The following is a 12,525-nucleotide window of genomic DNA, read 5'->3' on the forward strand; positions in this document are numbered from 1 at the left end:
GAAATAAAATTTGAGATGTATATACGTAAAACTACGTAATTTCAAATTTTTTTTATTTTCAAATTTTTTCACTTAAAAAACTGAAAATCAATTAAATAAGTTTAAATCTATAGAAAATCTATTTTTTAGTCTTTTGTAAATAGAGGAATTTTTTGTCGTAATCTATTATGCTTTTTCCCTTTTTTAAAATATCCGCGCCTATGATACCATCAACTGCTTTTGCATCATGAAGTATGAGGCCTTCGTTTACGTGGTTTAGGTCAAAAATTACAATAGACACTTTCTCTTTTTGCCATCTACCAATCTTAATTGTATTAGATTTTGAAATTTTTGTAAGCATGTCAGAAGCGCCAGCGCCAATGGCTTTTATGTCAGAATCTTTTACCTTTAATTTAAATTTTTCAGCACTATTAAAATCAACACATGTGCTAGAGGCTCCAGTATCTAAAATAAATGTTCCTGCAATGCCATTGATTTTTGCTTTAATTTCAAAGTGATTGGTTTTTGTAAGTTTTAATTTAGTTTTAAAATAGCCTTTTGCTATTAGAAATTCGCTAAGTGTGTCTTGCATTGCTACGGTAGAGTTTAAAGGCTAAAAATAAAATTATTAATACTGCTACGATGCCAAAACTTAATAAATAAAAATCGTCTTTAGCCAAATGCAATTCCTGTAAGTCTCCATAAAAGATAAAAGCACCCCAATAATATGGTGATTTTTTGGCGTTGCTAACACTTTTATCATTTAGATAATCTAATTTGGATTGTCTATTGGAAAAAATTGCAGATTTTCCTTCGCTATAATGAGCATAGAATTGAGATATTATTTTCGAAGTGCTTAAATCGTTAATCTGCCATAAAGAAAACAATATATTTTCAGCTCCGGCATATTGAAAACCCCTAGCTAAACTCATAGCGCCTTCGCCTTTTAGGAGCTTTCCAACACCAGTTTCGCAAGCACTTAGCACCACCAAGTTAGGCTTTAGATTTAGAGCGTAAAGTTCATTTAAAGATAAGTCGCCATCTGAAAACGACAATGTCGCGGGCTTAAAAAAATCACCAGAAGACGCATGTGTAGATAAATGTAATATTGAATAATCTTTTGCCTGCTCCATAAAACGGTCTTTCGTTGCCGACTCATGCATCAAAAGTCTTGCGGACATATGTTTTTCTATGGCTTTAGCCTCGTCAATGGTGTGTATTAACTCCCGATTTGTACTCTTAAATACAGGAAAAACTCCAAGTAAATCCTCTTGTCTTCTTTCGGTTTTGTTCTTTAAATAAAATAGTAAACTAGAATTATAAGCCAAAGCCTGAATATTGATTACAAAAGGCATTTTAGAAAATACAGTAGTTGCTGTTTTTTCAGTTAATAACGTTTCAAACGGGATAAAATTGATAAATCCGTCGGGGATTACCACTACTTTATCAATAGTATTTACCGCTTCAAGATTTAGTAGGTTATACATAGAATACGCATCTTCTGTAAAGGCTTTTATATCATTAGTTATTTTTGAAGCGTCATTAAAATATCTAATAAAATCAACTATTTTATGAGTCGTTGATGTGTCGATAGGTATTTTATTAAAAGCATAATCTTTTTCTGTAAATACAAATTGGTAAATGGCTTTTTTACCATAGAAGTATTCTACTATTCCAGTCTGAGTTTTTTGCAATTTCGACATTATGGACTCAAGTGTAATGGTTTCGGTAGTACCAATAGCGTACTTTTTATCGATGGTTTCTTTCAGTGACTTTAATGTAGTACTTATCTCTATCAGTCTAGACCTAATACTATCTTGTTTTTTGAGGTAACTCTGGTTTGAAGAAAAATTTAGTAATCGATTTGTTAAGAGTTTTTGCTCTTTTAAGAGTTGATGTTCTTTTACAAGTAAAGTGTCATTATCACTATATTTTTCTAGAAGCTCCTTTCTAATAGAGTTATTTTTTAAATAGGAAACTTTGTTGCGTTCGGCAAAGTTTATAGCTTGTTCTATAAACGCATTAGATTTTTCTGTTTCGTAAAGCTGATGTAAAATATCGATACATTTTTCGCTTCTAGTTTTGTTAGCGCTCGCTTCTATAAAATAGCTTTCTTCGTTGGTTGTTTCCTTGTCTAAAAGAGAAGCGACATAGAAACTAAGATTATAATTCAATAGTTTTTTAGTAGGGTTTTGCTCAATAGCAGCTAATAAATCAAACACATCTATAAACGTATTTTCTGGATACAAGTCTGTTTGGTTTAGTGATTGGTTAGCTTTAAAACCAGGAATAAGAAAAGCAAGGGTGTTTTTTAATTCATTTAGAGCTTTATTGGGTTCGTTTAAAAGATATAGTAGTTGCGCCTCTTCAAAACTAAGTTTAGCAAGTTCTCTTTTAGACGTTAATTTATTTTTTAGATGCTTGTTTTTTATTTGGTTGAAATAACTATAAGCCTTTTCATAGTCCTTTTTTTCTTTTGCAAGTTGATAGTTTTGCTCTAAAGATTCAAGATTATCTCCGGTATAAAAAATAATATCATTATCTAACAAAAGAGTATCTTGGTTAGCTTTCATCAAAAGAATACTTCTTTTTTTTATAGAGTGAAGACGTTGCAACTGTGATTTAGAAATACTATCGAATTCTAGAGTTTTGTCAATGATAGATATAACACTTCTATGCTTGTTTAAAGATTGATATAGTCTGGCAAGATTGATGCTCCCAGAAATTTGTTGCGTCTTGTTACCTTGCTGTTTTGCAAGGGAAATGTAATGCTTGGTAATGTTTTCTGCTTTGATATAAGCATTGGTTTTGTGGTATAGAATGCCAAGTGGAATCAAACAATACTCAACAATATCGTAACTATATACTTTGTTTTTTTTGTAGAGTTGGTTTGCCTTTTCATAAGCTGAAATAGCTGGTTTTAGATAATTATTCTCGCTTAAGTAAAAGGCTTTATTTACAATAAGATTGATGAAGGCAAAATACTCATCTTCTGTCTTCAATTGAGGTTCATATATTTTAATTTCAGTATTTAAAATTTGTAAGTTTTTGAGATTTGGCTCACTATAAAACTGTTCTGTAGATGCGTAAATACGCTCCTCTAAAGTCTGAGAAAAGCAAAGCGATATGCTTAAAACAAATAAAAAGAAGACGTACGTTTTCATCTAAAACTTCCAAATACCGTATAACTGAAGGTAATTAAAATTATCCTTGAAGTTTAAGACATAACGCGCACCAAAACTTGGGCCAATTCTAGCAAATCCGCCAGTGATTTCCACTAAAAAACCAGTCCTGAGATTAGTAAAGGAATCTGAAAACTCAGAAGATGTATTTAAAGTTTCTACAATGGGTGCTTGCGGATTTATACCTTCAAAACGTTCTATAAACAAAGATTCATCTTGTTTTTCACTTAGAGATATCATAGTGTTAAGACCAGCGCCTAAGCCTATGTAGTTATTAATATTATATCTCACCAAAATAGGAATTTCCCAATCGATATTCTGAAAACTAGACGAAGCCGTTGTACGCTGTAACTGCTCAAAACCTTGGGCGCCTCCTATAATCTCTTCAGTAACTGTAGTCTCAGAATCATAATTATGAAAGCTATTTAAAAGCTCTACTTGCCAATACCATCTGTAGGATTTGTAAGGAGAAACTGTGGCGCCGATAAAATAGCTCTTAGAGTCTTTTAAATCTGGGAAATAATTGTACCCTGCCTTTGCACCAATTGATATACCAGGTAAAAACCGTGTTGTAGAATAATTGGTGATTATAGGTTCGTTTTTATCGAAAATTATGGCAGTTCTACTCTTAGTCTTTTTTTTATGGAAGTCTTTAGAGAATTTAATTTTATACTTTACAAACCCTTTTGTAGAGTCGTATTCTTTTACATTTTTTTGCTCACTGCCAGGTAAGTAAATATTCTTGAAAGTGAAAATCGCTTGCTTGTCTGTAAACGTAGTGTCTAGACAACTATACTGAACCTCTTGTTTAGGGCAAATTTTAACCTTAGGGTACATGTCAATGACTTCAATGGTTTGCTTATCTAGCATCTCTGGGATGTCTGTTTCTAGGCGTATTTTTCGTGCCGGACCTTCGCCATTATTCTGAAACTTAATTTTGTATTTCAAAGTTTTAAAACGGACTAATCTATAGTTTAAAAATGTACCATTACTCGACATTTTGTTAGGATCATGAGACGTCACTATTTCCATTTCCATCTCTTTTACAGTATGATTACTATAGTTAGAATCTGGTACATACACGCCACGAACAGAAATAATAGCGCTAGTGTCTTTAAGCATTTCTGGAGTGGTTTTTAGAGTAAAAAAAACATTACGCTCCTCTTTAGGCTCCATGTTTTTAAACTCTAATACTTTAGAGTTTTTGTAGTAGTCATTGGATTCTTTTAGAGTTTTTGGTAAATCAGTTTTTTTAGTAGAATCTTGCTGCTTTTGGAAGTAGGTTACAGAAGTATTCTCTGTTGAAGCTAATAAGGTGCCTTCAAAATCGTCTTTTGGATGATTGTAAACAACGTCATTATTAATAAAATCTTTTTCGCCATGATAGGTCCGAGTGTCTATCAATTCAAAATTATCTGCGGCATATTTTTGTTCATTATAAAACAGATAAAGTCTTCCGTCTGATAGATAATCGTTTTCATTTTTATAACTCATTATTAAGACCATGTCTTGGTCTGGTACTGGTTCTCTATTGCGTTGTAGAGTAAAGTCTTCGGTCATTGATGCTTGCGCTTTAAAATCGTCATCAGCCTTAGAAACATTAATCTTTTTTGGTCTAGTTACAGGTGGTTTCCCGGTATCGTAATTATTTGTAACCCATAGCTTAACTTCATAGTCACCTTTGTCTTTGTAGATATGCTTAGGATTTTTTTCTTTACTGTAGTTGCCATCTCCAAACTCCCAGTAATAGGTATAAAATGCTTTTGGAGCGCCAGCTATTTGCTCTAATGGCGGTGTATCTGCGGTAAAAGATAAACTATCTCCCGCAGTTTTATAATTTATTGAAGCTACTCTTGGTTTTATAGAATCAGTAGCGGTGTTCTGTTGAGAAAACACCGTTAGAAAGCTTAAAAGAAAGCCAAAGACAAAAGCATTAGTCTTCATGATTATATTGAATTGATTGCATTTAAAGATATAAAAAAAGCGGTGACCAAAGTCACCGCTCTTCCAGATTAAGAATTATGGTAGGGCATTTATGGCGCTCGTTAATTCAGCATCTGTAGCCGAGATTAAGTCGCCAGCATTAAACATAATCTGGTCATTAGCCGCAATTGTCACTGATTGAATATGATACACCCATCCACCAGTGTCATTTGGCGCAGCAAAAATAACGTGACATTCTAATCCTATTGGAATTTGTCCGTAATGCTCACTAAATAATCCGTCAACCGGGTCGTAAACATCCATATTAGCAAGTCCTGTATCCTCACCGTCATATGAAATATACACGGCGCTATTTGTGTTGTCGTATCCAGCAGGAGGAGCAACCAAGATTGTAGTTTTTGGTCTTGGGTCGTTATAGAAACGGTCTACATTACTCCATCCAAAGTCATTAAAAAACGCGTAGTACTGACCACCTTCAGAGAAAACTTCGCCACCCATACCTTGTGGACCACCTTCCATTTCGTCCCAAGTGATATTGTCATTTTCATCTACTCTTCCTGTCCAAAGTTCCATTGCTGGGTCAGTACCTCCAGTAAGGTTAGATGGTATTTGTAATTCTAACGGACAGTTAGTTACAACTTCGTTTCCGTTTTGAAAAGCTTCAATTAAGAACTCACCACCTGTTAAAAGCATTGCTTTATCGCCTCCTGGTAATGTACCTAAAGTTGTTCTATTGGTTTTTAGCATATTGGCTTTGTCAAAAATTTCAATAAGCTCTACATCTATTATGCCTGTTGCAGGACTACCATTTACAGTTAAGCAAGCGCCGTTAATACTAACACTTACACCATTTGCTGTTGTTAGTGTTGTAATGCCGTCTTCAACAGTAAGTTGAAAATCTTGTTTTAAAGCTTCACGAGCGTTTTCCTTTAGATTTTGAAATTCTGCAGCTGAGGCCGGATTACATACTACACCATCGCAGTCGTTATCTCTGTCGTCTGATGATTCGCAACTTGTAAATGTGATTGCTGTGATTATTAAGGTTTTGAAAATTGATTTAATAGTCTTCATAATTTCTAGTTTTTAATGTTTTACATTTTTATATCAACAGGGTAATTGTTTTGTTACCCTGTTTTTTTGTTTTTATTTTCTTTTTCCGCTTGTTATGATTTTATAGCTAATGATTTCTCCTTTAGATACTAGGTCTATTATTTCTCTTGCTTTACTCTCAGAAGAAGAGAATCCTTTGGCATTACCGTTAGTAGATTTAACTTCCCAGTAGTAAATTCTGTTATCTGTATTCTTAGCTTCAGATTTTAACATGTAATAGCTTGTAATCTTTTTTTCTAGGACAGCTTCGTTACGGCTAAAAAGTGCAATCATCTCTTTTGCGTCTTCAAGGTTAGATGATGTTCCAGAGCTTTTACCTGACATTGTTTTTACAGACCACTCATAAACTTTAGTGATGTGGCTTTCTGTAATTTCTGTTTCAACAATCCCTGTGGCAGAAGTTGTTTCTAAGGTTGTAGCATTAATATTTAAGACTGATAATACTACTGTACTAATAATTAAAATTGATTGTTTCATGATTTCTAATTTTTAATGAATTAATTTTCTTGTTACAACCTTATATCAGCATACGCTTAAAATTGTTACCCTATTTGTTTAAAGTTTTTTTAAATTAGTAGAAAATACAAGGGGTAGTGGGCGAAAAAAAAATTCATGAAGATCAGAAATACATCACCGGATTGTTACAAAACAATTCGTTTGTTATACAATCTATCTATGACAAGTATGTGCCCAAAGTGGTTAACTATATAGAGCAGAATAGCGGGAGTACAGACGAGGCTCAGGACATTGTGCAAGATGTAATTATTACTATATATAATCAGGCAAGTCAAAAAAAACTAAAGCTTACTTGTCCTTTTGACGCCTATTTTTTTCTACTCTGTAAACGTAAGTGGTTAAACTATCTCAAAAAAAATTACAATAAAGAGGTAACAATTAATGAGTCCACGGTATCTATAAGTGACAATGCACAAGAATTAGCCTTTGCAACCGACCTTTTTGGAGAAAAACAAGCTTTATTTTCCGAGATGTTTAAGCAATTAGGTGATGCTTGTAAGGATTTGCTTAAAGCAACTTTTAAGATAAAATCTATGGAAGAAGTTGCCGAAAGTTTGGGCGTAACGTACGCTTATGCCAGAAAGAAAAAATCCTTATGCATTGGTAAATTAACCGACATGGTGCGTAAATCGCCCAAATTTAACCAGCTTAAGTTATAATGAAAGAAGAAAATTACATAGCGTTCGATATCTACTTGTCTCAATCTTTATCTCAAGAAGATCTTTTAGCTTTTGAAGAAAAGTTAAGCACAGACGACGATTTTAAAGAGGCTTTTGAAACTTACAGAGAATTGTCTGGATTTCTAGAGCATAGTCTAGATGATAATCATGCTTCAAAAGAGTTCGAAAAAAACCTCAAATCGATTTCTCAAAACTATTTTAAAAAGGAGAAGAAGCAGACTCAACCAACAAAGACGTCACGAACATTTAGAATAAGTCAATTAGCAATAGCAGCATCGGTAGCTGTATTTTTAGGACTGTTTATTTTTAACACCTTCTCAGATGCAGATTACAATGATTATTCAAATCATGATGCAATTAGTTTAACCGTCAGAGGAAATACAAAAGATGTAATTACCAAAGCGCAAAAGGCTTTTAATAATAGGGATTTTGAAGCTGCTGAAACCTACTTTACCCAAATTCTTAAAACTGACACTGAAAATATTGAAGTAAAACTTTACAAAGCCATTAGCCAAATAGAACAAGACAAATTTAAGGAGGCAGATGAAAGTCTTAATGAAATTGCCAAAGGACAATCAGCTTATAAATATGACGCCTTATGGTATGCAGCTTTAAGTAAACTAAAGCAAAATGATGACCAAGCATGTATTGGCTTACTTAAAAAAATTCCTGAAGATGCAGAAGCCTACAAAAAAGCGCAAAAGCTAATTAATAAGTTAGACTAAAAGATGCTTATTTTTGCTACATGGTTATTACAGATACGCACACACATTTATATAGCGAATCCTTTGACGAAGACAGGCATATTATGATAGCCAGAGCAAAGGATGCCAATATAAAACGCTTTTTTATCCCAGCAATCGATTCTAGCTACACAGAATCTATGTACAAGCTAGAAGCTGATTTCCCCGACGAGGTGTTTTTAATGATGGGTTTACATCCTACGTCTGTTAAGGAAAACTACAAGGACGAATTAGCACATGTCGAAGCGCAATTCAAAAAACGAAGTTTTTATGCCGTTGGAGAAATAGGAATAGATTTGTATTGGGATAAAAGTACCTTACCTATTCAGATAGAAGCTTTTAAACATCAGATTAACTTAGCAAAAAAATATAAGCTTCCGATTGTAATACATTGTAGAGAAGCTTTTGATGAAATTTTTCAAGTTTTAGAAGAAGAAAAGAGTGACGATTTATTCGGGATATTTCATTGCTTCACAGGAACTATAGAGCAGGCAAAACAAGCCATATCCTATAATATGAAATTAGGCATCGGCGGTGTAGTAACCTTTAAAAATGGAAAGATAGACCAGTTTATCAATCAAATAGATTTAAAACACATAGTTTTAGAAACCGACTCGCCTTACTTAGCGCCTAAACCTTACAGAGGAAAACGAAACGAAAGTTCTTATATAATTAAGGTCGTAGAAAAGCTTTCAGAATTATATGGTATTTCTGAGGAAGAAATAGCCAAAATAACAACAGAAAATTCTAAAGCCATTTTTGGTATTTAAATATGAGCAAACCAAACATTCTTTTAATATATACAGGCGGTACCATTGGTATGGTTAAAGACTCTGATACAGGTGCTCTAAAGGCTTTCGATTTTAATAACCTTCTAAAGCGAATACCAGAGTTACGCTTATTAGATTGTAATATTGAAACGGTTTCTTTTGACACACCAATAGATTCCTCTAACATGAATACCAAATATTGGTGTGATATTGCCGATATCATTAAGGATAACTATAAGACTTTTGATGGTTTTGTGGTGTTGCATGGTAGTGATACGATGAGTTATTCTGCATCTGCATTAAGTTTTATGCTAGAAAATTTGGCAAAGCCAGTAATATTTACCGGGTCTCAATTACCAATAGGAGATTTACGAACAGACGCAAAAGAAAATCTAATCACTTCAATCCAATTAGCATCGCTTCAAAAGCATGGTAATCCCCTTATTAAAGAAGTAGGTTTGTATTTTGAGTATAAATTGTATAGAGGAAATCGTACAACAAAAATAAATGCAGAGCATTTTCAAGCATTCACCTCGCCTAACTTTCCTAATCTAGCAGAATCTGGAGTACATCTTAATATAAACAAAGACTACTTATTAAAGCCTATTCTTGGGCAAGACTTAAAGGTTAATAAACGCCTAGATACTAATGTAGCGATACTTAAATTATTTCCTGGTATTTCAAAGCCAATTCTAGAGGCTGTACTAACTAGTAAACTTATTAAAGGATTAGTGCTTGAAACTTATGGGGCCGGAAATGCAACAACAGAGCGCTGGTTTATAGAATTATTAGATAAAGCAATTAAGAGAGGCATATACATTGTAAACGTAACGCAATGTGCTGGTGGAAGTGTTAGGATGGGGCAATATGAAACAAGCGCACATCTAGAAAAAGTAGGAGTTATATCAGGAAAAGATATTACAACAGAAGCCGCAATTACCAAGTTAATGTATCTCATCGGACAAAATATTAGTCCTTTAAATTTTCAATCGATTTTCGAAACAGCTTTACGCGGTGAAATGACATAAAATTAACGCCTCAAATTTTAGTGTTTGAAGTTTTTTTTGTTATTTGGCGTTCTGTAATTTTTAAGATTTACAGAGAGGTGGCCGAGTGGTCGAAGGCGCACGCCTGGAAAGTGTGTAAACGCCAAAAGCGTTTCGAGGGTTCGAATCCCTTCCTCTCTGCTGTTATTTCTTATATTGTTACATATTTTTTTTATCTTTAACCCTTTAACTAATAAAATTAAGATTCAAGACAATGAAAAGATTATTTTCTATCCTAGCCATTACGTGTTTAATGGTTATTGGAACTGTTAATGCAAATGCAACAACAGCAGTAGCATCAGCAACAGCAACCGTTACAAATGTAGCTCAAGAAGAACCAGCAGCAGCTGAAGACACTGGGTTTCATCAAGAATTAAAAAAGAGATTTATTGAAGGTGGTCCTGGATTTATGGGGATTGTTTTATTATGTTTAATTCTTGGTCTAGCAATTGCTATCGAGAGAATTATCTTTTTAAATCTTTCTACAACTAACAGTAAAAAATTAACTCAGAATGTTGAAGACGCTTTAGCATCAGGAGGCATCGAGGCAGCAAAAGAAGTTTGTAGAAATACAAAAGGGCCTGTAGCTTCTATTTTTTACCAAGGTCTAGATAGAGCTGATGAAGATATTGACGCTGCTGAGAAAGCTGTTGTAGCTTATGGTGGTGTACAAATGGGACAGTTAGAAAAGAATGTTTCATGGATTTCATTATTTATCGCTTTAGCACCAATGCTTGGTTTCATGGGTACGGTAATAGGTATGATTCAGGCTTTCGATAAAATTGAAGCAGCTGGTGATATGCAGCCTTCTTTAGTAGCAGGTGGTATTAAAGTAGCACTTTTAACTACAGTATTTGGTCTTATTGTGGCTATTATCCTTCAGATTTTTTACAACTATATTATCGCTAAGATTGATAGTATTGTAAACGATATGGAAGACTCATCTATCACATTGATGGATTTATTAGTAAGACACAAAAAATAAGAACACATTATGCATAAAATATTAAAAATAGTAGCCGCTATTGTTGGCGTTCTTGGAATTGTATTCCTAGTTAGAATTATTTCTGCTGGAGATGATGCAATCAAGAGTGGTGAGAAAGCTGGCTTAGTAGACCCTATGGCCTATGTAGCTTATGCTATATTAGCGGCCGCAGTGGTAGCCGTAGTGATATTCATCTTTAGAAATATACTCATTAATCCATCAGGATTAAAGAATACCTTAATAGGAGTAGGCGCTTTTGCAGCTGTGCTTTTAGTATCGTATTTCGTATTAGCAACAGGTGAAGACGAATCATTTAAACTAGGTTTATACAAATCAGGTGACGAAATGGCAACTGCAGGACAATCTAAACTTGTAGGAGGTGGTTTAATCGCGTTCTATATCTTAATTGTTGTTGCAGCAATATCAATGATTTTTTCAGGAGTAAAAAAAGTATTAAGTAAATAGTAAATTATGGCAAAAAGAGCAGCACCAGAGGTTAATGCCGGTTCAATGGCTGACATTGCATTCTTACTATTGATTTTTTTCTTAGTTACAACAACCATTGAAAAGGATAAAGGTATCTTAAGAAGTTTACCGCCTATCGATGACTCACAGACTGAACCACCAATTATAAAGCAAAAGAATTTGTTTACAATTTTGGTGAATAGAGACGACCGTCTTTTGGTTGAGGAAGAAGAAATGGATATTAAAGATTTAAGACAAGCTGCCATTGACTTTTTAGACAATGGAGGAGGCGTTAATCCTGAAGGAGAATCTTGTGATTACTGCAGAGGGAAAAAAGACCCAGAGTCTTCTGATCATCCAGATAAAGCAATTATTACGTTGAAGCACGATAGAGAAACTACCTACGGTAGATACATAGAAGTGCAAAACGAATTAGTAGCAGCCTATAATTTCTTAAGAGAAAGAGAAGCACAGCGAATTTTTAATCGTTCGTTTGCGTCGATGCTTGAGGAAAAAGAAAAGAATCAGTTTAACAAGGATGAAAAGTTAAACGCAGATATCCAGAGAATTAAGGACATGTATCCTATGAAGCTCTCTGAGGCAGAACCAGATAAAAGTTAATTAGTATGTCTAAGTTTAAGAAGAAAAAAGGTGGTGATTTACCGGCGATATCGACGGCATCTTTACCAGACATTGTATTTATGTTATTATTCTTTTTTATGGTTGCAACTGTAATGAGAGATAACTCTACAATGGTAGAAAACAAGCTTCCTAGTGCAACAGAAATAGAGAAGCTTAAGAAAGACAGAACTATGTTTATCTATGCTGGTAAGCCAAGTAGCCAATACAAGCAGTTTGGTACTGAAGGTCGTATCCAGATTAACGACTCATTCGTGGATTTAGATGCCATACAGCCTGCAGTTTACGAGTATATTGGAACACTTCCTGAAGAGTTAAAAGACAGAGTTGTTGTTGCACTTAAGGTAGACGAGAACACTAATGCAGGTATTGTTTCTGACGTTAAGCAAGAGCTTAGAGAAGCTAATGCCCTTAAGATAATGTACGTTACAGGTCAGAAAAAAGAAGAATAATATATCTTAATTTT

At 34.0% G+C, this 12,525-nt stretch carries 13 protein-coding genes and 1 tRNA gene; 9 read left to right on the plus strand and 5 right to left on the minus strand.

Features of this window, described 5'->3' with window-relative positions; translation table 11 throughout:
- Positions 1 to 118 precede the first annotated feature (118 nt).
- The 5 genes from DFQ05_RS11135 to DFQ05_RS11155 all read right to left on the minus strand — a co-directional run bounded on the left by DFQ05_RS11135 (position 119) and on the right by DFQ05_RS11155 (position 6,692).
- On the minus strand, positions 119 to 571 hold the full coding sequence (locus tag DFQ05_RS11135; protein ID WP_132705487.1) for a retropepsin-like aspartic protease: 453 nt from the start codon (positions 569 to 571) through the stop codon (positions 119 to 121).
- On the minus strand, positions 555 to 3,143 hold the full coding sequence (locus tag DFQ05_RS11140) for a CHAT domain-containing protein (RefSeq protein WP_132705488.1): 2,589 nt from the start codon (positions 3,141 to 3,143) through the stop codon (positions 555 to 557). Before DFQ05_RS11140 ends, DFQ05_RS11135 begins: the two co-directional genes overlap by 17 nt.
- The gene (locus DFQ05_RS11145) at positions 3,144 to 5,105 is read right to left on the minus strand and encodes a PKD domain-containing protein (RefSeq protein WP_132705489.1); all 1,962 of its coding nucleotides are present in this window, start codon (positions 5,103 to 5,105) and stop codon (positions 3,144 to 3,146) included.
- A gap of 75 nt (positions 5,106 to 5,180) precedes the next feature.
- Positions 5,181 to 6,176: a riboflavin synthase family protein gene (locus DFQ05_RS11150; protein ID WP_132705490.1), complete on the minus strand. Its 996-nt coding sequence runs from the start codon at positions 6,174 to 6,176 to the stop codon at positions 5,181 to 5,183.
- A 72-nt stretch (positions 6,177 to 6,248) separates the two neighbouring features.
- Positions 6,249 to 6,692, minus strand: a complete 444-nt coding sequence (locus DFQ05_RS11155; RefSeq protein ID WP_132705491.1) for a hypothetical protein — start codon at positions 6,690 to 6,692, stop codon at positions 6,249 to 6,251.
- A 116-nt stretch (positions 6,693 to 6,808) separates the two neighbouring features.
- Here DFQ05_RS11155 and DFQ05_RS11160 point away from each other — a divergent pair, with 116 nt between their 5' ends.
- The 9 genes from DFQ05_RS11160 (at position 6,809) to DFQ05_RS11200 (ending at position 12,511) form a co-directional block, all read left to right on the plus strand.
- Positions 6,809 to 7,390 carry an RNA polymerase sigma factor gene (locus DFQ05_RS11160; RefSeq protein ID WP_132705492.1) on the plus strand — a complete coding sequence of 194 codons (582 nt, stop codon included), beginning with the start codon at positions 6,809 to 6,811 and terminating at the stop codon, positions 7,388 to 7,390.
- Positions 7,390 to 8,136, plus strand: coding sequence for a tetratricopeptide repeat protein (locus tag DFQ05_RS11165; protein WP_132705493.1), 747 nt, complete (start codon positions 7,390 to 7,392; stop codon positions 8,134 to 8,136). Before DFQ05_RS11160 ends, DFQ05_RS11165 begins: the two co-directional genes overlap by 1 nt.
- A 20-nt stretch (positions 8,137 to 8,156) precedes the next feature.
- The gene (locus DFQ05_RS11170) at positions 8,157 to 8,924 is read left to right on the plus strand and encodes a TatD family hydrolase (protein WP_132705494.1); all 768 of its coding nucleotides are present in this window, start codon (positions 8,157 to 8,159) and stop codon (positions 8,922 to 8,924) included.
- A 2-nt stretch (positions 8,925 to 8,926) separates the two neighbouring features.
- Positions 8,927 to 9,952, plus strand: coding sequence for an asparaginase (locus DFQ05_RS11175; RefSeq protein WP_132705495.1), 1,026 nt, complete (start codon positions 8,927 to 8,929; stop codon positions 9,950 to 9,952).
- Between the two features lie 71 nt (positions 9,953 to 10,023).
- A tRNA-Ser gene (locus DFQ05_RS11180) sits at positions 10,024 to 10,111 on the plus strand.
- A 73-nt stretch (positions 10,112 to 10,184) separates the two neighbouring features.
- Positions 10,185 to 10,955 (plus strand): MotA/TolQ/ExbB proton channel family protein, encoded by a 771-nt coding sequence (locus DFQ05_RS11185; protein WP_132705496.1) that lies wholly within the window; start codon positions 10,185 to 10,187, stop codon positions 10,953 to 10,955.
- A 9-nt stretch (positions 10,956 to 10,964) separates the two neighbouring features.
- On the plus strand, positions 10,965 to 11,420 hold the full coding sequence (locus DFQ05_RS11190; protein ID WP_132705497.1) for a hypothetical protein: 456 nt from the start codon (positions 10,965 to 10,967) through the stop codon (positions 11,418 to 11,420).
- 6 nt (positions 11,421 to 11,426) lie between these two features.
- On the plus strand, positions 11,427 to 12,041 hold the full coding sequence (locus tag DFQ05_RS11195; protein WP_132705498.1) for an ExbD/TolR family protein: 615 nt from the start codon (positions 11,427 to 11,429) through the stop codon (positions 12,039 to 12,041).
- A gap of 5 nt (positions 12,042 to 12,046) precedes the next feature.
- Entirely contained in the window at positions 12,047 to 12,511 is a 465-nt protein-coding gene (locus tag DFQ05_RS11200; protein ID WP_132705499.1) for an ExbD/TolR family protein, read from the plus strand.
- Positions 12,512 to 12,525: the final 14 nt, after the last annotated feature.

The sequence above is a fragment of the Winogradskyella wandonensis genome (genome assembly GCF_004346845.1).
Taxonomy (GTDB): Bacteria; Bacteroidota; Bacteroidia; order Flavobacteriales; family Flavobacteriaceae; genus Winogradskyella; species Winogradskyella wandonensis.

Bases quoted from the DNA above. Each gene is read 5' to 3' on its own strand.
- DFQ05_RS11175 (WP_132705495.1), top strand. From the start codon at position 8,927: ATGAGCAAACCAAACATTCTTTTAATATATACAGGCGGTACCATTGGT.
- DFQ05_RS11135 (WP_132705487.1), bottom strand. From the start codon at position 571: ATGCAAGACACACTTAGCGAATTTCTAATAGCAAAAGGCTATTTTAAA.
- DFQ05_RS11150 (WP_132705490.1), bottom strand. From the start codon at position 6,176: ATGAAGACTATTAAATCAATTTTCAAAACCTTAATAATCACAGCAATC.
- DFQ05_RS11155 (WP_132705491.1), bottom strand. From the start codon at position 6,692: ATGAAACAATCAATTTTAATTATTAGTACAGTAGTATTATCAGTCTTA.
- DFQ05_RS11195 (WP_132705498.1), top strand. From the start codon at position 11,427: ATGGCAAAAAGAGCAGCACCAGAGGTTAATGCCGGTTCAATGGCTGAC.
- DFQ05_RS11165 (WP_132705493.1), top strand. From the start codon at position 7,390: ATGAAAGAAGAAAATTACATAGCGTTCGATATCTACTTGTCTCAATCT.
- DFQ05_RS11200 (WP_132705499.1), top strand. From the start codon at position 12,047: ATGTCTAAGTTTAAGAAGAAAAAAGGTGGTGATTTACCGGCGATATCG.
- DFQ05_RS11190 (WP_132705497.1), top strand. From the start codon at position 10,965: ATGCATAAAATATTAAAAATAGTAGCCGCTATTGTTGGCGTTCTTGGA.
- DFQ05_RS11140 (WP_132705488.1), bottom strand. From the start codon at position 3,143: ATGAAAACGTACGTCTTCTTTTTATTTGTTTTAAGCATATCGCTTTGC.
- DFQ05_RS11145 (WP_132705489.1), bottom strand. From the start codon at position 5,105: ATGAAGACTAATGCTTTTGTCTTTGGCTTTCTTTTAAGCTTTCTAACG.
- DFQ05_RS11170 (WP_132705494.1), top strand. From the start codon at position 8,157: ATGGTTATTACAGATACGCACACACATTTATATAGCGAATCCTTTGAC.
- DFQ05_RS11185 (WP_132705496.1), top strand. From the start codon at position 10,185: ATGAAAAGATTATTTTCTATCCTAGCCATTACGTGTTTAATGGTTATT.